The following is a 22,776-nucleotide window of genomic DNA, read 5'->3' as shown; positions in this document are numbered from 1 at the left end:
TTGTTTATTGAAACAGGAAATTTAAAATGTCTATTTCTAAAGACGATATCCTAAATGCTATTGCTGAAATGTCAGTAATGGACGTAGTTGAATTAGTAGAAGCAATGGAAGAGAAGTTCGGCGTATCTGCTGCAGCTGCTGTTGCTGTAGCTGGCGGTGACGCTGGTGGTTCTGCTGAAGAGCAAACTGAATTTGACGTAATCTTAACTGGTTTCGGCGATAAGAAAGTTGCAGTAATCAAAGCAGTTCGTGGCGCTACAGGTTTAGGCCTTAAAGAAGCTAAAGAATTAGTTGAATCAGCTCCTAAAGCACTTAAAGAAGGTATTGATAAAGCTGAAGCTGAAGAACTTAAGAAGTCTCTTGAAGAAGCAGGTGCTTCTGTTGAGATCAAATAATCTGTTTAATAACAGATTATTTGCCTGAAAAAGGCAATGGCTGGTGATTTAAACGTCACCGGCCTTTTTGCGCTAAAGAATAACGTTTTTTTAAAAGCTGTACTAAAGAGGTTTTTTTTTAAACGAAAACAGTGCATTATTTGATACTTACGATTAAAGTATCACTGCAATACCCTGTCTGATACCAATTGGATTAGATAAGTGGTCATATTATGAACGCATATTGACTAGTTATTTACTCCAATTGGTATTTTTAGGCAGATTCGGCCATAACCAGCAAGCTGAGGAACCCCATGGTTTACTCTTACTCTGAAAAGAAACGAATTCGAAAGGACTTTGGTAAAAGTGTACAAGTAATGGATTATCCATTCTTGCTATCTATCCAGCTCGAATCTTTCCGTAAGTTTATTGATATTGATCCGACAGGTGAAACAGGCTTAGAAGCCGCGTTTCGTTCTATTTTTCCAATTAAAGCCTACTCAGGTAGTTCAGAATTACAATATGTGAGCTATCGGTTAGGTGAGCCATTATTTGATGTCAAAGAATGTCAAATTCGTGGTGTGACTTATTCAGCTCCGCTTCGCGTTAAATTGCGTTTAGTTATTTATGATAAAGAAGCGCCAGCGGGCACAGTAAAAGATATCAAAGAACAAGAAGTTTACATGGGTGAAATCCCATTAATGACAGACAATGGTACGTTTGTTATTAATGGTACTGAGCGTGTCATTGTTTCACAATTGCACCGTTCACCAGGTGTGTTCTTCGATCATGATAAAGGGAAAACACACTCTTCTGGTAAAGTATTGTATAACGCACGCGTTATTCCTTACCGTGGTTCATGGTTAGATTTCGAATTTGATCCTAAAGATAACTTGTTTGTTCGTATTGACCGTCGTCGTAAATTACCTGCGTCGATTATCTTACGTGCGTTAGAGTATTCAACAGAAGAAATTTTAGCGATTTTCTACGATAACACATCGTTTGAAATCAAAGGTGACAAGTTAGTAATGGAACTTGTGCCTGAGCGTTTACGTGGTGAAACAGCAACGTTTGATATTAAGATGCCAAATGGCGATGTCTTGGTTGAGCAAGGTCGTCGTATTACTGCACGCCACATTCGTACTTTATCAAAAGAAAATGTTAGCGAGTTAGAAGTACCAGCAGAATATATTGTTGGTAAAGTGCTATCAAAAGCTTATGTTGACGAGTCAACAGGTGAAGTGATTGCGGAAGCAAATGCTGAGTTAACCTTAGAGTTATTAGCTGAATTGAGCCAAGCAGGTCATAAAGTGTTATCAACACTTTATATGAACGAGTTTGATGTCGGTTCATATATGTCTGATACTTTACGTATCGATAGCTCAACTAACCGCTTAGAGGCATTAGTAGAAATTTATCGTATGATGCGCCCAGGTGAGCCACCAACGAAAGATGCTGCTGAAACGTTGTTTGCTAATCTATTCTTTTCATTAGAGCGTTACGACCTTTCAACTGTAGGTCGTATGAAGTTTAATCGTCGTGTTGGCCGTGACGAAGAAACAGGCGAAGGCACTTTGTCACAAGATGACATTATTGCAGTAATGAAAACTCTTATCGGCATTCGTGATGGTAAGGGTGAAGTGGATGATATTGACCACTTAGGTAACCGTCGTATCCGTAGTGTTGGTGAAATGGCTGAAAACCAATTCCGTGTTGGTTTAGTACGTGTAGAGCGTGCGGTGCGTGAACGTTTATCATTAGGTGATCTTGATGCGGTAATGCCACAAGATTTAATCAATGCTAAGCCGATTTCAGCTGCGGTTAAAGAATTCTTTGGTTCATCACAACTTTCACAGTTTATGGATCAAAACAACCCGTTATCAGAAGTAACGCATAAGCGTCGTATCTCAGCGTTAGGCCCAGGTGGTTTGACTCGTGAACGTGCTGGTTTCGAAGTACGTGACGTACATCCAACTCACTATGGACGTGTTTGTCCAATCGAAACGCCTGAAGGTCCAAACATCGGTTTGATCAACTCGTTGTCTTGTTATGCCCGCACTAACGACTTTGGTTTCTTAGAAACGCCATATCGTCGTGTTGTTGATGGTCAGGTAACTGATGAAGTTGATTACTTATCAGCAATTGAAGAAGGTAACTTTGTTATCGCACAAACAAGCGCTGAAGTAGATGAAAACGGTAAATTAGTCGAAGGTTTGGTTAACTGTCGTCATAAAAACGAATTTACTTTAATGGCGTCTGATCAAGTGCAATATATGGATGTTTCGCCACAACAAATCGTATCAGTGGCGGCATCACTTATTCCATTCTTAGAACATGATGATGCTAACCGTGCCTTGATGGGATCGAACATGCAACGTCAAGCCGTTCCTACCTTAAAAGTGGACAAGCCACTTGTTGGTACCGGGATGGAGAAAATTGTTGCCGTAGATTCAGGGGTAACAGCAGTTGCTAAACGTGGCGGTGTTGTTAGCTATGTTGACGCATCACGTATCGTTGTAAAAGTAAATGATAATGAAATGCACGCGGGTGAAGCGGGTATTGATATTTATAACTTAACGAAGTACACACGTTCTAACCAAAACACTTGTATTAACCAACGTCCTACCTGTCGTTTAGGTGAGCCAGTAGTACGTGGTGATGTATTAGCTGATGGTCCTTCTACAGATATGGGTGAATTGGCGCTTGGTCAAAACATGCGTATTGCGTTCATGCCGTGGAATGGATACAACTTTGAGGATTCAATGTTGTTATCTGAGCGTGTTGCTCAAGAAGACCGTTTTACCACTATTCATATCCAAGAGTTAAGTTGTATTGCGCGTGATACTAAATTAGGTAGTGAAGAAATTACTTCAGATATTCCTAATGTTGGTGAGTCTGCGTTAAGCAAACTTGATGAATCTGGTGTTGTATATATCGGTGCCGAAGTTAACGGTGGTGATATCTTAGTGGGTAAAGTTACTCCTAAAGGTGAAACACAATTAACACCAGAAGAAAAACTATTACGTGCGATTTTCGGTGAGAAAGCCGCAGATGTGAAAGATAGCTCATTACGTGTACCTAACTCAGTGTCTGGTACTATTATCGATGTGCAAATCTTCACTCGCGATGGTGTTGAAAAAGATAAGCGTGCATTAGAAATTGAAGAAATGCAGCTGAAAGAAGTGAAGAAAGATTTAGGTGACGAGTTTGCCATCTTAGAAGACGGTATTTATGCTCGTGCTAAGAAACTTCTTTTATCAGCAGGCCTAAACGATTCTGACTTAAATAGCATGTCACGTGATAAGTGGTTAGTTCAAAACTTATCTGACGAAGGTCAGCAAGGCGAATTAGAGCAAATCGCTGAACAATACGACACTATCAAAGCCGATTTCGATAAGAAGTATGAAATCAAGCGTCGTAAGATCACTCAAGGTGATGATTTAGCACCAGGCGTACTTAAGATTGTTAAAGTTTACTTAGCTGTTAAACGTCGCATCCAGCCGGGTGATAAGATGGCGGGTCGTCATGGTAACAAGGGTGTTATCTCAAATGTTGTGCCTGTTGAAGATATGCCGTATGACGAAAACGGTGTACCAGTAGATATCGTACTTAACCCATTGGGTGTACCGTCGCGGATGAACATCGGTCAGATCCTAGAAACTCATTTAGGTATGGCGGCACGTGGTATTGGTGAGAAAATTAACCGTATGCTCGAAGAGCAACGTGAACTTGCCAAGTTACGTGAATTCTTAAAAGACGTCTATAAGTTAGGTGATTCACGTCAGCAAGTGGATATTGACAGTTTTTCTGATGATGAAGTATTGCGCTTAGCTGATAACTTACGTGCGGGTTTACCAATTGCCACACCAGTATTTGATGGTGCTAGCGAAAAAGAAATCAAAGATCTGTTCAAATTAGCGGATATGCCAGAAAGCGGCCAGTTTGTCTTAACTGATGGTCGTACTGGTCGTAAGTTTGAGCGCCCGGTAACGGTAGGTTACATGTATATGCTGAAACTGAATCACTTAGTTGATGACAAAATGCATGCCCGTTCTACTGGTTCTTATAGTCTGGTTACTCAGCAACCACTAGGTGGTAAAGCACAGTTTGGTGGTCAGCGTTTCGGTGAGATGGAAGTATGGGCACTTGAAGCATACGGTGCCGCGTATACCTTACAAGAAATGCTAACAGTGAAGTCGGATGACGTGAATGGTCGTACTAAGATGTATAAAAACTTAGTCGACGGCGATCACCGTATGGAGCCAGGTATTCCAGAATCATTCAATGTATTACTGAAAGAGATCCGCTCATTAGGTATTAACATTGAGTTAGATCAGGAATAAGCCAGAGCTTCGTAGCTGAACGTATCAGTACATGGAGAAGAGCGAAAACGCTCTTCTCCGAAGGTTAACTCCGACAGGAGACAGAGTGTGAAAGATTTACTTAAGTTTCTTAAGCAACAAAATCAAACAGAAGAATTCGATGGTATTCGCATCGGATTAGCATCACCGGACATGATTCGTTCATGGTCATTTGGTGAAGTAAAAAAACCTGAAACCATTAACTATCGTACTTTTAAGCCAGAGCGTGACGGTCTATTCTGTGCGCGTATCTTTGGCCCGGTTAAAGATTACGAATGTCTTTGTGGTAAGTATAAGCGCCTTAAGCATCGTGGTGTTATTTGTGAAAAATGTGGTGTAGAAGTTACATTAACTAAAGTTCGCCGTGACCGTATGGGTCATATTGAACTAGCAAGTCCGGTCGCCCATATTTGGTTCTTAAAATCATTACCATCACGTATTGGTTTACTACTTGATATGACGTTACGTGATATTGAGCGTGTACTTTATTTTGAATCTTATGTTGTTACTGAACCAGGTATGACAACATTAGAAAAGAGCCAGATTTTAACGGAAGAAGAATATCTTGATGCGTTAGAAGAGCATGGCGATGAATTCGATGCCTTAATGGGTGCTGAAGCAGTACTTGCATTGTTACAACAAATCGATTTAGACGCTGAAGTCGCGCAAATGCGTGAAGAGCTTCCAGAAATAGGTTCTGAGACTAAGCGTAAGAAGATCACTAAACGTTTAAAATTAATGGAAGCGTTTGCTCAGTCAGGCAACAAACCTGAGTGGATGATCATGTCGGTTCTGCCGATCTTACCACCTGATTTACGTCCGTTAGTACCACTAGACGGTGGACGTTTTGCGACCTCTGATTTGAATGATTTATATCGTCGTGTAATCAACCGTAATAACCGTTTGAAACGTTTATTAGATCTAGTTGCACCTGATATTATCGTACGTAACGAAAAACGTATGTTACAAGAGTCAGTCGATGCGTTATTAGATAATGGTCGTCGTGGTCGTGCCATCACTGGTTCGAACAAACGTCCATTAAAATCACTTGCTGATATGATCAAAGGTAAGCAAGGTCGTTTCCGTCAAAACTTACTTGGTAAGCGTGTTGACTATTCAGGCCGTTCTGTAATTACCGTTGGTCCTACTTTACGTCTACATCAGTGTGGTCTTCCTAAAAAGATGGCACTTGAATTGTTTAAACCATTTATCTACGGTAAGTTAGAAGCGCGTGGTTTAGCGACAACGATTAAAGCGGCGAAAAAACTAGTAGAGCGTGAAGGCGCAGAAGTATGGGATGTATTAGACGAAGTAATTCGTGAACATCCAGTGATGCTTAACCGTGCACCTACACTTCATAGATTGGGTATCCAGGCGTTTGAACCTGTATTGATTGAAGGTAAAGCGATTCATTTGCATCCATTAGTTTGTGCGGCGTATAACGCTGACTTCGATGGTGACCAAATGGCGGTACACGTACCGTTAACATTAGAAGCACAGCTTGAAGCCCGTGCGTTAATGATGTCAACCAACAACGTGTTATCACCGGCAAACGGTGACCCGATTATCGTTCCTTCACAGGATGTTGTTTTAGGTCTTTATTACTTAACTCGTGATCGTGTTAACGGTTTAGGTGAAGGTATGATCTTTGCCGATACTAAAGAGGCAGAGAAAGCATATCGCACAGGTGCGGCAGAATTACATGCCCGCGTTAAAATTCGTATCACTGAACATATACGTAATGAAGAAGGTGAGTTAGTACCTCATACTGAATTACGTGATACTACTGTTGGTCGTGCTATTTTATGGCAAGTTTGTCCTAAAGGCTTACCTTATGAATTAATTGATCAACCATTAGGTAAAAAACCTATTTCTCGTTTGATCAACCATGCATATCGTAACTTAGGTCTTAAAGATACTGTTATCTTTGCTGACCATATTATGTATACAGGTTTCCATTACGCGATGATCGCTGGTGCGTCAGTTGGTATCGATGATATGGTTATTCCAGATGCGAAATACACCATTATCGAAGCGGCAGAGGCCGAAGTTGAAGAAATTCAGGAGCAGTTTGACCAAGGTCTTGTAACTGCTGGTGAAAAATACAATAAAGTTATCGATATTTGGTCGTCTGCTAACGAAAAAGTATCGAAAGCGATGATGGATAACTTGTCAAAAGAGCAAGTTAAAAACCGTGACGGCGAAATGGAAGAACAAGATTCTTTCAACTCTATCTATATGATGGCTGACTCGGGGGCTCGTGGTAGTGCTGCTCAGATCCGTCAGCTAGCGGGTATGCGTGGCTTGATGGCAAAACCTGATGGTTCAATCATCGAAACACCTATTACCGCGAACTTCCGTGAAGGTTTGAACGTATTACAATACTTCATCTCAACTCACGGTGCGCGTAAAGGTCTTGCCGATACGGCACTTAAAACAGCGAACTCAGGTTACTTAACTCGTCGTCTAGTTGACGTTGCACAAGACTTAGTCGTGACAGAACATGACTGTGGTACTGAAGAAGGTATCTTAATGACACCTCTTATTGAAGGTGGTGACGTTGTTGAACCTTTACGTGAGCGTGTATTAGGTCGTGTAGTATGTGACGATGTGTTAATCCCTGGTTCAGAACAGGTATTATTACCACGTAACACTTTAATTGATGAAGCTTTGTGTGATCTTTTAGAAGAACATTCAGTAGACCAAGTTAAAGTACGTTCGATTATTACTTGTGAAACAGATTTTGGTATTTGTGCTCACTGTTACGGTCGTGATTTGGCGCGTGGTCATATGATCAACCAAGGTGAAGCGATTGGGGTTGTGGCAGCACAGTCTATCGGTGAACCAGGTACTCAGCTTACCATGCGTACCTTCCACATCGGTGGTGCAGCATCTCGTGCTTCAGCTGAAAACTCTGTACAAGTGAAAAACACGGGTACCTTGAAGTTACAAAACGCTAAGTTCGTTAATAACTCTGAAGGTAAAATCGTTATTACTTCACGTTCATCTGAATTAACGGTTATTGATGAACTAGGTCGTGAGAAAGAGCGCTATAAAGTGCCTTACGGTTCTGTATTAACTAAGAAAGACGGTGAAGCGATCGAGTCTGGTGAAACAGTAGCAAACTGGGATCCACATACTCACCCAATTATTACTGAGGTTGCTGGTAAGATTAAGTTCGTCGACTTAATCGAAGGCTTAACCATGACGCGCCAAACAGATGAATTGACTGGTTTATCAAGCATTGTTGTTACTGATGCTAGCCAACGTAGTTCAGCTGGTAAAGAAATGCGCCCAATGGTTAAATTGATCGATGCCAAAGGTAATGACGTGATGATTGCTGGTACCGATATTCCGGCCCAATACTTCTTACCAGGTAACGCGATTGTTAACTTGGAAGATGGTTCAGAAGTTGCTATCGGTGATGCGTTAGCACGTATTCCACAAGAATCTTCGAAAACTCGTGATATTACCGGTGGTCTGCCGCGTGTTGCTGACTTATTTGAAGCTCGTAAGCCGAAAGAGCCTGCAATTCTTGCTGAGAAGACTGGTATCATTGGTTTCGGTAAAGAAACTAAAGGTAAGCGTCGTTTATTAATCACTCAACCGAGTGGTGAAGTTTACGAAGAGATGATCCCGAAATGGCGTCAGCTTAACGTGTTTGAAGGTGAATCAGTGCAAAAAGGTGAGGTTATTGCCGATGGTCCTGAATCACCACATGATATCTTGCGTTTACGTGGTGTTGCACCAGTTGCAAACTACATCGTTAACGAAGTACAAGACGTTTATCGCTTACAAGGTGTAAAAATCAACGATAAGCATATTGAAGTTATCGTACGTCAAATGATCCGTAAGTGTGAAATATTAGACGCAGGTGATTCATCATTCCTGAAAGGGGAACAAGTAGAAGTAGCACGCGTTAATATTGAAAACCGTGAACTGGAAGCGGCAGGTAAGCAACCAGCTGAATATGAAATGCAAATGATGGGTATTACTAAAGCATCACTTGCTACTGAATCATTTATTTCAGCGGCGTCGTTCCAGGAAACCACACGTGTGTTAACTGAAGCAGCTGTTGGCGGTAAGAAAGATACCTTACGTGGCTTGAAAGAGAACGTTATTGTGGGTCGCTTAATTCCAGCAGGTACTGGTTATGCGTATCACCAAGAGCGTGCTCGTCAACGTAACGCGGAAGTGGAAGAAGAAGTAACAGTATCCGCTGATGAAGCAGCACAAGCATTGACCGATGCGTTAAATGCTGATTTAAGCGCTGATTCTGACGGTTCTGCGACGGATATCTAAATAATTGGCAAATTAACCTGTCTATTGTGGACTAAAACTTGACAGGTTAAAGCTTGACCATTAGAATTCCGCGACCTTATATTCTGTACTTGATGTACTTAGAGTAAAAGGTCGCGGTTTTTCACGTTTATAAGCAGGTAAATTTGGCAAACTTAGTCAGTATAATTTACCTAATGTTTTAATTAATCAGGAGCTATAATGGCAACTATTAACCAATTGGTACGTAAACCACGTGTCAAGCAGGTGCAAAAGAGTAACGTTCCTGCGTTACAGGCTTGCCCTCAGCGTCGTGGCGTATGTACTCGTGTGTATACAACTACACCTAAAAAACCTAACTCAGCATTACGTAAAGTTGCTCGTGTTCGTTTAACTAACGGCTACGAAGTAACTTCATACATTGGTGGTGAAGGTCACAACTTACAAGAGCATAGCGTAATCTTAATCCGTGGTGGTCGTGTTAAAGACTTACCTGGTGTACGTTATCATACTGTTCGTGGCGCACTTGATTGTTCAGGTGTTAACGATCGTAGACAAGGCCGTTCTAAATACGGTGCGAAGCGCCCTAAATCTTAACGGTTTCCGTAAAGTAAGGCCAAATTAATAAATTAACAATTTTGGGTAATCCCTGAATTAAACGGAGATATCAAGATGCCAAGAAGACGCGTCGTTGGGCAACGTAAAATATTGCCAGATCCTAAGTTCCATAACGAACTATTAGCAAAATTCATCAACATCCTTATGGTTGATGGTAAAAAATCTACTGCAGAAAAAATTGTATACGGTGCATTAGACATTTTAACTGAGAAAAACTCTGAAAAAACTCACTTAGAGCTTTTTGAAGAAGCGTTAGACAACATTCGCCCACAAGTAGAGGTTAAATCTCGTCGTGTTGGTGGTTCTACGTATCAAGTACCAGTTGAAGTTCGTCCAGTTCGTCGTAATGCACTAGCCATGCGTTGGTTAGTTGAAGCAGCTCGTAAACGTGGTGAAAAATCAATGGCTCAACGCCTTGCTAACGAAATGCTAGATGCATCAGATAGCAAAGGTTCAGCGGTTAAGAAGCGTGAAGACGTTCACCGTATGGCCGAAGCGAACAAAGCGTTCGCACACTATCGCTGGTAATCACGATAGTAAAATGAATGGCGTAGTTATCGATCATAAAACGGTAACTACGCTTTTCTACTCTATAGCTTAAATAATCAAGCTATAGTCAAATGTATTTATCAGTGAATCTATTTGACTATAACTATACTGTACAAAGGAATATTGAGTGGCTCGTACAACACCTATTGAGCGTTATCGTAATATTGGCATCTGCGCACATGTAGATGCGGGTAAAACGACGACAACTGAACGTGTATTATTTTATACTGGTCTTTCCCATAAGATTGGTGAAGTACATGATGGTGCAGCTACCATGGATTGGATGGAACAAGAACAAGAACGTGGTATTACCATAACTTCCGCGGCAACGACTTGTTTTTGGAAGGGAATGGACGCTCAATTTGACGATCATCGTATTAATATCATCGACACCCCAGGTCACGTAGATTTTACCATTGAAGTTGAGCGTTCATTGCGTGTACTTGATGGTGCAGTGCTTGTGCTTTGCGCATCGAGTGGCGTGCAACCGCAAACCGAAACCGTTTGGCGTCAAATGGAAAAATATGCGGTTCCACGAATAGTTTTTGTTAATAAAATGGATAGAACCGGTGCCAACTTTCTCAATGTTGTAGAACAAATGAAAGAACGGTTAGGTGCTAATGCGGTACCTATTCAGTTACCTATAGGTGCAGAAGAAGAATTTTCAGGTGTCGTCGATTTAATTAAGATGAAAGCCATCAACTGGAACGAAGCTGATCAAGGTATGACTTTTAGCTACGAAGATATTCCAGCCGATATGCAAGATCTTGCTGATGAATGGCGAGAAAACTTAGTATCAGAAGCTGCCGAAGCTAATGATGAGTTGATGGATAAATATCTTGAAGAAGGTGATCTCACCGAAGACGAAATTAAGGCTGCCTTGCGTCAGCGTACATTAAGTAACGAAATTATTTTGAGTACTTGTGGCTCTGCTTTTAAGAATAAAGGCGTACAAGCTGTTTTAGATAGTGTTATTGAGTACCTCCCTTCACCAAAAGACGTGCCGGCTATTACTGGTATCAGTAATGATAAAGCTGAAACAGAGGTGAGTCGTGAAGCCGATGATAAGGCCCCATTTTCAGCTTTAGCCTTTAAAATTGCATCTGATTCTTTTGTTGGCACATTGACTTTTTTCCGTGTCTATTCAGGTGTTGTTAAAACGGGAGATATGGTTTTTAACCCACTTAAAGGCAAAAAAGAGCGTTTAGGTCGTATTGTGCAAATGCATTCTAATGATCGTAAAGAGATTAAAGAAGTGCACGCCGGCGATATTGCTGCGGCCATTGGCTTGAAAGATGTTACTACTGGGGAAACCTTATGTGATCCAAGTCATGTCATTACTTTAGATAAAATGGAATTTCCTGAACCGGTAATTTCTGTAGCGGTTGAGCCAAAAACACAGGTTGACCAAGATAAGTTAACTAATGCGTTAACTAGGCTAGCCGCGGAAGATCCTTCATTTCATGTGGTAACTGATGAAGAAACTGGGCAAACGATTATATCGGGTATGGGTGAGCTACACTTAGATATCATTACTGATCGAATGATGCGTGAATACAAAGTGGATTGTAATGTCGGTAATCCACAAGTCTCTTATAGAGAAACCATCACTAAGTCTGCGCAAGTTGAAGGCAAATTTGAACGTCAAATGGGCACTAAAGGTCAGTATGGACATGTTTGTTTAACAATGGAACCTGCCGGTGAAGGTGAAGGTTTTGTTTTTGTTAACGATATTATCGATAGTGGCGAAGTGCCAAAAGAATACTTCACTGCTATTGAAAAAGGCTTTCAAGAACAGATGGATTCCGGTGTATTGGCGTCATACCCAATGCTAGATATAAAAGTTACGCTAACAGGGGGCTCATTTCATGAGACAGATTCTAATGAGATCGCCTTTAAAGTTGCTGCTTCTATGGGATTTAGAAATGGGGTAATGGCTGCGTCACCAGTGTTGCTAGAGCCTGTTATGAAAGTTGAAGTGACAACACCTGAAGAAAATATGGGTGATGTAGTTGGAGATTTAAACCGACGTCGTGGCATGATTGATGGCATGGATGAGGGGCCAAGCAATACTAAAATTGTAAATGCTACAGTGCCTTTGTCTGAAATGTTCGGTTATGCGACTGAGTTAAGAAGTGCGACCCAAGGTCGAGCGTCATACTCAATGGAATTTAAGCAATACAATGAAACGCCAAAAGCTGTAGCTGATTCTATTATTGAAGGGCGCGGCGGCTCAGTTATTTAATTAACTAGCCGATGTAAGAAATTTTGAATTCGTGCAATAGTGCATGTATTCAATTGTAAACAAACTCCCAGTGAGTTTGTAATTAAGACAAAGACTGAATTGATGTTTTGACAAGGTAAGCACCCTTATCTAGAATTAACTGTTTAATTTTTGTCTTTTTAACTCTCGCTGAGAGAATAAATTTTAATATTAATTTTACTATCTGTTTAAGGTAATTGAAAAATGGCTAAAGAAAAATTTGAACGTTCGAAACCGCATGTAAACGTAGGTACTATCGGACACGTTGACCACGGTAAGACTACGTTAACAGCTGCTATCTCTGCGGTATTAACAAAAACTCACGGTGGTGATGTACGCGATTTCGCACAAATCGATAATGCTCCAGAAGAGCGTGAGCGTGGTATTACTATCAATACTTCTCACATCGAATATGACACAGCAACACGTCACTATGCACACGTAGATTGCCCGGGTCACGCGGATTACATCAAAAACATGATCACAGGTGCGGCTCAAATGGACGGCGCTATCTTAGTAGTAGCGGCGACAGATGGTCCAATGCCACAAACACGTGAGCACATCTTATTGTCTCGTCAGGTTGGTGTACCTTACATCATCGTATTCTTAAACAAATGCGACATGGTAGATGACGAAGAGTTATTAGAATTAGTAGAAATGGAAGTACGTGAATTACTTTCAGAATACGAATTCCCAGGTGATGACTTACCAATTATCCAAGGTTCAGCATTAGGTGCATTGAACGGCGAAGCGCAATGGGAAGAGAAAATCATTGAGTTAGCAGACCAATTAGACTCTTACATTCCAGAGCCAGAGCGTGCGATTGACGGTGCATTCATCATGCCAATCGAAGACGTATTCTCAATCTCAGGTCGTGGTACAGTAGTAACAGGTCGTGTTGAGCGTGGTATCATCAAAGTAGGTGATGAAGTAGAAATCGTTGGTATTCGTGAGACACAAAAGTCAACTTGTACTGGTGTAGAAATGTTCCGTAAATTGCTTGACGAAGGTCGTGCAGGTGAGAACTGTGGTATTCTTTTACGTGGTCTTAAGCGTGAAGACGTAGAACGTGGTCAAGTATTGGCACAACCTGGTTCAATCACACCACACACGAAGTTCGAATCAGAAGTTTACGTATTATCTAAAGATGAAGGTGGTCGTCATACACCATTCTTCAAAGGCTACCGTCCACAGTTCTACTTCCGTACAACTGACATCACAGGTGCAGTAGAGTTACCTGAAGGTGTAGAAATGGTAATGCCAGGCGACAACTTGAAGTTTGTTGTCGAGCTAATCAACCCGGTTGCGATGGACGAAGGTTTACGCTTCGCGATTCGTGAAGGTGGTCGTACAGTAGGTGCTGGTGTTGTATCTAAAATCATCGACTAATTGATGATTAGATAGAATATCTACACTGAATGAAAAAGGCGCTTAGGCGCCTTTTTTGTTATCTGTAACTTGCGTAAGTTCTATTACTAGCCCTAAATGAAGCATCAACTAGTATCGGTAGTTAGATAACATTGAGACGTTTAAAAGATGCTTCGGTATCCTTTTTTGTTTGTACGATAGGTTCGAAGAGTATCAGTGACGAACATTGGTATATAGGTACAGTGTCGCACCGTTGTAGCGGCTACTATTGAGAGTTTGAGTTCATATTAAAACGTCAGAAAGCGCAGCCAACGGCTGCTCTTTTTTACAAAATAGAAAAATAGCTAGATGATCTGGTATAAATGAAATAATTAGCTACAAGAGGTTAGCTTTTAAGTGAAGGTTATTATTGTTGCTACCCCAGTTAGATATTTTAATCTATCTTAGCTAAACTTTCAGCGTTCGCACCACCAGCAATGGCTGCATTAATGGCACTTTCTTGGCTTAGCCCCGCTTCGATAGCACTATCTACAATAACTTTATTATGCTTACTGTCGCTAGAGTGTATTGCTTGAGTGACAACTTCAGAACTATTATCAGGAAATAAGTTAATTGCTTGCATGACAAAACTAGCAATTTTGTCTGGCATGGCTTTTATTGCGCCAGTAATAATTGCTAAATAACTTTCTGGATAACTTTCTAGCGTATTATCAACTACAGATTGTGACATCACAGGTTCAGTTTGAATCGCAACTCTGATAATATTTTCTATATCGGCAGGATTGTTTTGTATGGCGATATTAACAATTTCTTGTGCATAGGCTGGTTCCGCTTCAATGGCGATGGCAATTATTTCTGCAGGTTCGGCAACATTAGCAGCTAATACACTTTCAATGACTTCGCATGCCAGTACAGGTTCAGCATTCATCGCGCCTATCATGATTTCTTGATATTGACTTGGATAACGTTCGAGAGCGACTTTAAGTACTAAGTCTACTTGTTCAGGATAACGTTTAAGAATAGAACTAACGCTACGTTCGAGTGAAATTTGTTGTTTAACTTGTTGGTTTAAAATTCTGGCGATTAACTCTTCCTGTTTAAATTTGGCGAAATCCTTCGCATATACACCGGTAGTTAGACCGCAAAGTAGCAACAAAACAATTAACTTCTTCATTGTTTATGTTCTCTACGTGTTAATTTATTAGTAATTTAGCTTAATAAATTGTAATTGTTGTTATTTTAAACAAACCACTATAGGTTAAAATGAATGTGATATCCCCTGTTCTTTTATACAGAAAATACCTCATATACCTATAGATTAGTGTATAAAACAGGCCGAAAGTTCAATTAATAGTCAAACAGTCAAAAAGATCAAAAAAGTAGTTGCACAACGTAGAAAAATCCCTAAAATGCGCATCCACTTCTCAGGGACAGCCCAGAGGAGTGTTTTGATAAGTTTAGTTATCGAATTTGATAGGTAAACGGGTCAGATAAGTTAAGAAAAAGTGCTGCGGCGAAAAAGCTAAAGAAATTTTCAAAAACTTGTTGACATCAAAACTGAGTTGCGTAGAATGCGCATCTCGCTTCGGGCAAGGCTTCTAGCCAAATCGAAGTGTCGGAGTTAAACGAATGCGATTTAACTTCAGTTATCTCTTCTTTATACAGAAAAGATAACGTTCTTTAACAATTAGTTATCATGCAATTTGTGTGAGCACTCACATGAGATTGATTCGACAGCTACTTAGGTAGCAACAATAATCTCAGTGAAGATGTTCATACAAAACAATTATTACCTTCGGGTAGTAAGTAAGTTTTATTTGTACAGAATTCATTGAGTCGAGAGCTTGTCTCTCACAAACGATTTTTTAATTGAAGAGTTTGATCATGGCTCAGATTGAACGCTGGCGGCAGGCTTAACACATGCAAGTCGAGCGGAAACGAGAAGTACTTGTACTTCGGCGTCGAGCGGCGGACGGGTGAGTAATGCTTGGGAATATGCCTTAAGGTGGGGGACAACAGTTGGAAACGACTGCTAATACCGCATAATGTCTACGGACCAAAGAGGGGGACCTTCGGGCCTCTTGCCTTTAGATTAGCCCAAGTGAGATTAGCTAGATGGTGGGGTAATGGCCTACCATGGCGACGATCTCTAGCTGGTTTGAGAGGATGATCAGCCACACTGGGACTGAGACACGGCCCAGACTCCTACGGGAGGCAGCAGTGGGGAATATTGCACAATGGGGGAAACCCTGATGCAGCCATGCCGCGTGTGTGAAGAAGGCCTTCGGGTTGTAAAGCACTTTCAGTCGTGAGGAAAGGTGTAAGGTTAATACCTTTGCACTGTGACGTTAGCGACAGAAGAAGCACCGGCTAACTCCGTGCCAGCAGCCGCGGTAATACGGAGGGTGCGAGCGTTAATCGGAATTACTGGGCGTAAAGCGTGCGTAGGCGGTTAGTTAAGTCAGATGTGAAATCCCGGGGCTCAACCTCGGAACTGCATTTGAAACTGGCTAACTAGAGTATTGTAGAGGGTGGTGGAATTTCCAGTGTAGCGGTGAAATGCGTAGAGATTGGAAGGAACATCAGTGGCGAAGGCGGCCACCTGGACAAATACTGACGCTGAGGCACGAAAGCGTGGGGAGCAAACAGGATTAGATACCCTGGTAGTCCACGCCGTAAACGATGTCAACTAGCTGTCTGTGTTCTTGAAACGTGGGTAGCGTAGCTAACGCGCTAAGTTGACCGCCTGGGGAGTACGGCCGCAAGGTTAAAACTCAAATGAATTGACGGGGGCCCGCACAAGCGGTGGAGCATGTGGTTTAATTCGATGCAACGCGAAGAACCTTACCATCCCTTGACATCCAGCGAATTTTCTAGAGATAGATTAGTGCCTTCGGGAACGCTGAGACAGGTGCTGCATGGCTGTCGTCAGCTCGTGTTGTGAAATGTTGGGTTAAGTCCCGCAACGAGCGCAACCCCTATCCTTATTTGCCAGCGCGTAATGGCGGGAACTTTAAGGAGACTGCCGGTGATAAACCGGAGGAAGGTGGGGACGACGTCAAGTCATCATGGCCCTTACGGGATGGGCTACACACGTGCTACAATGGCGTATACAGAGTGCTGCAAGACCGCGAGGTGGAGCGAATCACTTAAAGTACGTCGTAGTCCGGATTGGAGTCTGCAACTCGACTCCATGAAGTCGGAATCGCTAGTAATCGCAAATCAGAATGTTGCGGTGAATACGTTCCCGGGCCTTGTACACACCGCCCGTCACACCATGGGAGTGGGATGCAAAAGAAGTAGTTAGTCTAACCTTCGGGAGGGCGATTACCACTTTGTGTTTCATGACTGGGGTGAAGTCGTAACAAGGTAACCCTAGGGGAACCTGGGGTTGGATCACCTCCTTATCTTGAACGAATTAACTTGTGTTGAGTGTTCACACACATTGTATGATAACGAAAGTAGAAGAAGTAACCCTTTACTAATTAAGTAAAAAGAGGGGCTATAGCTCAGCTGGGAGAGCGCCTGCCTTGCACGCAGGAGGTCAGCAGTTCGATCCTGCTTAGCTCCACCACTTATTTTTACCATTAGTATTGTAGCTCGAATAAAGAGCGCACCCCGCCACGTGTTATTAGCGGTGAGGTCGGCCTGTTTTTTTCAAGTCTGCCCAGACCTAGCATAGGTAAAGGTGAACTTTGACGATTAAAGGTCTGTAGCTCAGCTGGTTAGAGCGCACCCCTGATAAGGGTGAGGTCGGCAGTTCAAGTCTGCCCAGACCTACCACTTCTTCAAGGAACGAAAGGCCAAACTTAACGTATCATTTGATGATGATTTAAGTTTGGTTTTTTAAACCAAGTTTTTAGCCGAATGCGTGCTAATTACTACTTCTTTAACAATCTGGAAAGCTGATATATATCCCGATAAATGTTGGTGTCGCGCCAATATTTATCACCGATAATCCTTTCTCCTCGACCTATGTTGAGAAGGAAAGATTATCAACCGATAGTTGAAAGACTATCAAATTCTTATTCAAGATACTCTATTGAGTACGTGAAAATGTCAGGCTTTACAATTGCTGGGGTTTAGTCACCCTGGCGTACCAAACTATTTGGGGTTGTATGGTTAAGTGACTAAGCGTATGTGGTGGATGCCTTGGCAGTTAGAGGCGATGAAGGACGTGTTAATCTGCGATAAGCTGTGTTAAGCCGATAAAAGGCGTTATAGGCACAGATTTCCGAATGGGGAAACCCAGTTGCATAAGCAACTATTCTTTGGTGAATACATAGCCAAAGAAGGCGAACCGGGAGAACTGAAACATCTAAGTACCCCGAGGAAAAGAAATCAACCGAGATTTCCTTAGTAGCGGCGAGCGAACGGGAATTAGCCCTTAAGCGTGTGGGCGTTAGTGGAACAGTCTGGAAAGGCTGGCGATACAGGGTGATAGCCCCGTACACGAAAGCAAACACAACGTGAAAACGAGTAGGACGGAGCACGTGAAACTTTGTCTGAACATGGGGGGACCATCCTCCAAGGCTAAATACTCCTAACTGACCGATAGTGAACCAGTACCGTGAGGGAAAGGCGAAAAGAACCCCTGTGAGGGGAGTGAAATAGAACCTGAAACCGCATACGTACAAGCAGTGGAAGCCTTCGGGTGACTGCGTACCTTTTGTATAATGGGTCAGCGACTTATATTCTGTAGCAAGGTTAACCGATTAGGGGAGCCGTAGCGAAAGCGAGTGTTAACTGCGCGTTTAGTTGCAGGGTATAGACCCGAAACCCGGCGATCTACCCATGGGCAGGTTGAAGGTTGAGTAACATCAACTGGAGGACCGAACACACGTATGTTGAAAAATGCGGTGATGACCTGTGGGTCGGAGTGAAAGGCTAATCAAGCCGGGAGATAGCTGGTTCTCCCCGAAATCTATTTAGGTAGAGCCTCGCACGAATACCATTGGGGGTAGAGCACTGTTAAGGCTAGGGGGTCATCCCGACTTACCAACCCTTTGCAAACTCCGAATACCAATGAGTACTATGCGGGAGACACACTACGGGTGCTAACGTCCGTTGTGAAGAGGGAAACAACCCAGACCGCCAGCTAAGGTCCCAAAGTCATAGTTAAGTGGGAAACGATGTGGAAAGGCCCAGACAGCTAGGAGGTTGGCTTAGAAGCAGCCACCCTTTAAAGAAAGCGTAATAGCTCACTAGTCGAGTCGGTCTGCGCGGAAGATGTAACGGGGCTAAACTATGCACCGAAGCTGCGGATTTAATCTTAGGATTAAGTGGTAGGGGAGCGTTCTGTAAGCCGTTGAAGGTGAGTTGTAAAGCTTGCTGGAGGTATCAGAAGTGCGAATGCTGACATGAGTAACGATAAGGGGAGTGAAAAACTCCCCCGCCGAAAGACCAAGGTTTCCTGTCCCATGTTAATCAGGGCAGGGTAAGTCGGCCCCTAAGGCGAGGCGGAAACGCGTAGTCGATGGGAAACAGATTAATATTTCTGTACTTCTATATATTGCGAAGGAGGGACGGAGCAGGCTAGGCAGGCATGGCGTTGGTAGTCCATGTGAAAGTGTGTAGGTTGAGAGTTTAGGCAAATCCGGACTCTTAAGACTGAGACACGAGACGAGTTTCTACGGAAACGAAGCTGTTGATGCCATACTTCCAGGAAAAGCTTCTAAGCATCAGATATATAGGAACCGTACCCCAAACCGACACAGGTGGTTAGGTAGAGAATACTAAGGCGCTTGAGAGAACTCGGGTGAAGGAACTAGGCAAAATAGTACCGTAACTTCGGGAGAAGGTACGCTGTTGCTGGTGATGGGACTTGCTCCCTAAGCTGGTGACAGTCGAAGTAACCAGGTGGCTGGAACTGTTTATTAAAAACACAGCACTGTGCAAAATCGAAAGATGACGTATACGGTGTGACGCCTGCCCGGTGCCGGAAGGTTAATTGATTGGGTTAGCTCTGCGAAGCTCATGATCGAAGCCCCGGTAAACGGCGGCCGTAACTATAACGGTCCTAAGGTAGCGAAATTCCTTGTCGGGTAAGTTCCGACCTGCACGAATGGCGTAATCATGGCCACACTGTCTCCACCCGAGACTCAGTGAAATTGAAATTGCGGTTAAGATGCCGTATACCCGCGGCTAGACGGAAAGACCCCGTGAACCTTTACTATAGCTTGACAGTGAACATTGCTCCTACATGTGTAGGATAGGTGGGAGGCTTTGAAACCGCGTCGCTAGATGTGGTGGAGCCAACCTTGAAATACCACCCTTGTATGCGTGATGTTCTAACCTAGGGCCCTTATCGGGCTTGGGGACACTGTCTGGTGGGTAGTTTGACTGGGGCGGTCTCCTCCCAAAGAGTAACGGAGGAGCACGAAGGTTGGCTAAGTACGGTCGGACATCGTACGGTTAGTGCAATGGCATAAGCCAGCTTAACTGCGAGACAGACACGTCGAGCAGGTGCGAAAGCAGGTCATAGTGATCCGGTGGTTCTGTATGGAAGGGCCATCGCTCAACGGATAAAAGGTACTCCGGGGATAACAGGCTGATACCGCCCAAGAGTTCATATCGACGGCGGTGTTTGGCACCTCGATGTCGGCTCATCACATCCTGGGGCTGAAGTCGGTCCCAAGGGTATGGCTGTTCGCCATTTAAAGTGGTACGCGAGCTGGGTTTAGAACGTCGTGAGACAGTTCGGTCCCTATCTGCCGTGGGCGTTTGAGAATTGAAGAGGGCTGCTCCTAGTACGAGAGGACCGGAGTGGACGAACCACTGGTGTTCGGGTTGTCATGCCAATGGCATTGCCCGGTAGCTACGTTCGGAACTGATAACCGCTGAAAGCATCTAAGCGGGAAGCAGGCTTTGAGATGAGTTCTCACTGGAGCTTTAAGCTCCCTAAAGGGTCGTTGGAGACTACAACGTTGATAGGTCAGGTGTGTAAGGGTTGTGAGGCCTTGAGCTAACTGATACTAATTGCCCGTGAGGCTTAACCATACAACACCCAAGTGGTTTGATTGTATGAAGACTGATAAAAAACATCACGTACTCAGAATTGAATAAGAAGATTGAAACAGCTTTCCAAGATTGGTTAATTGAGCGAGAGCTTGATTAACGCCAGTTTATGTCTAGCGACAATAGCGTTGTGGCACCACCTGATCCCATGCCGAACTCAGAAGTGAAACGCAACTGCGCCGATGGTAGTGTGGGAGTTCCCATGTGAGAGTAGGTCATCGCTAGACTTCTATTGCTAAGCCCAGTCTTAAGACTGGGCTTTTTTCTGCTAAAGATTAGTTAATTAAATCAGTTATTTAATCTTTATCAGTTTTTGTCTGATGACAATAGCGTTGTGGCACCACCTGATCCCATGCCGAACTCAGAAGTGAAACATAACTGCGCCGATGGTAGTGTGGGAGTTCCCATGTGAGAGTAGGTCATTATCAGACACCTTTTCTAAAGCCCTTGTCCTAGCGACAAGGGCTTTTTTTGTTTATGCTAGCGCCAACTTAACTGAAGGTTAAAAGAAATGTGGAAAACAGATTTATCTTGGCAAGTAGCGAAGCTAAGAGCAGATTATCTCAATACGATTCGTTCTTTCTTTTTAGAAAAAAACGTAGTGGAGGTAGAGACTCCATTGCTTTCTCAAGGAACGGTAACAGATGTTCATCTTGAAGCGTTTGATAGTCGCTATGATTTTTTATCAAGTAAATGCGAGGGTACCCATTTATTTTTACAAACGTCACCTGAATTTGCCATGAAACGTTTATTAGCATCGGGTTATGGTTCCATTTATCAGATTTGCAAAGCGTTTAGATACGAAGAGGCGGGACGTTTTCATAACCCTGAATTTACCATGTTAGAGTGGTACCGTATTGGCTTTGATCACTTTCATTTAATGGAAGAAGTCTCAGAACTTTTACAGCAGGTTTTGGCTTGTAAACCAGCATCAAAAATAAGCTATCAACAAGCATTTCAACAATATTTGAACATTGATCCGTTAGACACATCGTTATCAGAGCTCAAGCAGCTGATGACTGAGCAAAATATTTTAGGTGATTGGATAGCTGAAGAAACAGATCATGATGTTTTATTACAAGTATTATTTTCTGAATGCATTGAACCGAAAATTGGACAACAAACCCCTTGCTTTGTTTATCATTATCCAAGCTCTCAAAGCGCATTGGCGAAGATTTCTGCGCTCGATAATAGGGTAGCGGAAAGGTTTGAATGTTACTTTAAAGGTGTGGAGCTGGCAAATGGGTTCAACGAATTAACCGATGCCTGCGAACAAGTTGAGCGCTTTGAAAAAGATAACCAGCATCGTCGCAAGTTAGGTAAAGCTGAAAAGCCCATAGATAATCGCTTTATTGCTGCGCTAACTGAAGGACTTCCGCAATGTTCAGGTGTAGCTTTAGGAGTCGATAGATTATTAATGTTAGCACTTGAAACAAACACTATAGCTGAGACCATGACGTTTAACATAGATAAAGCATAATTTTCATTTTGTGATATTATATCAATTGTGATAATATCTCATTATTAACCAGTAAATTGATTATTCCCCAGCGCAAGGATTTAATGTGTTAGATCGTATAGGCATTACAGCAACCTCTTTATGTGCATTACATTGCATCTTATTGCCTATTATTTTACCTGCGCTACCTCTGTTAGGCGTGAGTTTTTTGGCTGATCATACTTGGGAACACGTATTTTTAATTGTTACGGCGATATTAGGCTCGGTTGCTATGTTTTCAGGCTTTAAACGTTATCACAAAAAATTATACCCTTTCTATCTCTTGCTTTTAGGGGTAGCTATTTATTGGATCAAGCATGATTTCTCCGAATCGTTACAGCCCTTTTTTATTATTGTTGGTGCGGCCTTAATAGTGACTGCACATATGATCAATATTAAGTTGTGTAATAGCTGTAAGCAGTGCACCGAACATCAATGTACTAGTTAATT

Annotated in this window: 10 protein-coding genes, 2 tRNA genes and 4 rRNA genes; 15 read left to right on the top strand and 1 reads right to left on the bottom strand. The window is 42.6% G+C overall.

Annotation, left to right across the window (positions count from 1 at the left end):
- Window positions 1–26: 26 nt before the first annotated feature.
- From rplL to tuf, 7 genes are all read left to right on the top strand, one after another.
- Window positions 27–395, top strand: coding sequence for a 50S ribosomal protein L7/L12 (gene rplL, locus QQK06_RS07280; RefSeq protein ID WP_284243997.1), 369 nt, complete (start codon window positions 27–29; stop codon window positions 393–395).
- A gap of 293 nt (window positions 396–688) precedes the next feature.
- A complete protein-coding gene (rpoB, locus tag QQK06_RS07275) occupies window positions 689–4,717 on the top strand; it encodes a DNA-directed RNA polymerase subunit beta (RefSeq protein ID WP_284243996.1) in 4,029 nt (1,342 codons plus the stop codon).
- 87 nt (window positions 4,718–4,804) lie between these two features.
- Complete coding sequence (rpoC, locus tag QQK06_RS07270; protein WP_284243995.1) at window positions 4,805–9,037, top strand: DNA-directed RNA polymerase subunit beta'; 4,233 nt, start codon at window positions 4,805–4,807, stop codon at window positions 9,035–9,037.
- 198 nt (window positions 9,038–9,235) lie between these two features.
- The gene (rpsL, locus tag QQK06_RS07265; RefSeq protein WP_284243994.1) at window positions 9,236–9,610 is read left to right on the top strand and encodes a 30S ribosomal protein S12; all 375 of its coding nucleotides are present in this window, start codon (window positions 9,236–9,238) and stop codon (window positions 9,608–9,610) included.
- 75 nt (window positions 9,611–9,685) lie between these two features.
- Window positions 9,686–10,159: a 30S ribosomal protein S7 gene (rpsG, locus tag QQK06_RS07260; RefSeq protein ID WP_184426790.1), complete on the top strand. Its 474-nt coding sequence runs from the start codon at window positions 9,686–9,688 to the stop codon at window positions 10,157–10,159.
- A gap of 148 nt (window positions 10,160–10,307) precedes the next feature.
- Window positions 10,308–12,425 carry an elongation factor G gene (gene fusA / locus QQK06_RS07255; protein WP_284243993.1) on the top strand — a complete coding sequence of 706 codons (2,118 nt, stop codon included), beginning with the start codon at window positions 10,308–10,310 and terminating at the stop codon, window positions 12,423–12,425.
- A 222-nt stretch (window positions 12,426–12,647) separates the two neighbouring features.
- Window positions 12,648–13,832 (top strand): elongation factor Tu, encoded by a 1,185-nt coding sequence (gene tuf / locus QQK06_RS07250; protein WP_284243992.1) that lies wholly within the window; start codon window positions 12,648–12,650, stop codon window positions 13,830–13,832.
- Between the two features lie 412 nt (window positions 13,833–14,244).
- Here tuf and QQK06_RS07245 read toward each other — a convergent pair whose 3' ends face one another.
- Complete coding sequence (locus QQK06_RS07245; protein WP_284243991.1) at window positions 14,245–14,985, bottom strand: hypothetical protein; 741 nt, start codon at window positions 14,983–14,985, stop codon at window positions 14,245–14,247.
- A gap of 692 nt (window positions 14,986–15,677) precedes the next feature.
- On the opposite strand from QQK06_RS07245, the gene QQK06_RS07240 reads away from it, so the two are divergent.
- From QQK06_RS07240 to QQK06_RS07205, 8 genes are all read left to right on the top strand, one after another.
- Window positions 15,678–17,218 (top strand): 16S ribosomal RNA (locus QQK06_RS07240).
- Window positions 17,219–17,309: 91 nt separating this feature from the next.
- Window positions 17,310–17,385 (top strand) — tRNA-Ala (locus QQK06_RS07235).
- A gap of 132 nt (window positions 17,386–17,517) precedes the next feature.
- Window positions 17,518–17,594 (top strand) — tRNA-Ile (locus QQK06_RS07230).
- 337 nt (window positions 17,595–17,931) lie between these two features.
- Window positions 17,932–20,810, top strand: a 23S ribosomal RNA gene (locus tag QQK06_RS07225).
- A 130-nt stretch (window positions 20,811–20,940) separates the two neighbouring features.
- Window positions 20,941–21,055, top strand: a 5S ribosomal RNA gene (gene rrf, locus QQK06_RS07220).
- A gap of 89 nt (window positions 21,056–21,144) precedes the next feature.
- Window positions 21,145–21,259: ribosomal RNA gene (gene rrf, locus QQK06_RS07215) — 5S ribosomal RNA — on the top strand.
- Together the 16S, 23S and 5S rRNA genes with 2 tRNA genes alongside form the textbook arrangement of a ribosomal RNA operon.
- Before the next feature lie 80 nt (window positions 21,260–21,339).
- A complete protein-coding gene (gene epmA / locus QQK06_RS07210) occupies window positions 21,340–22,308 on the top strand; it encodes an elongation factor P--(R)-beta-lysine ligase (RefSeq protein ID WP_284243990.1) in 969 nt (322 codons plus the stop codon).
- 85 nt (window positions 22,309–22,393) lie between these two features.
- Window positions 22,394–22,774 carry a MerC domain-containing protein gene (locus QQK06_RS07205; protein WP_284243989.1) on the top strand — a complete coding sequence of 127 codons (381 nt, stop codon included), beginning with the start codon at window positions 22,394–22,396 and terminating at the stop codon, window positions 22,772–22,774.
- Window positions 22,775–22,776 lie beyond the last annotated feature (2 nt).

The organism is Thalassotalea insulae, assembly GCF_030161395.1.
GTDB lineage: Bacteria > Pseudomonadota > Gammaproteobacteria > Enterobacterales > Alteromonadaceae > Thalassotalea_E > Thalassotalea_E insulae.
Note: the sequence above shows the minus strand (reverse complement) of the source record. Positions and strands in the feature narration are given on the sequence as shown.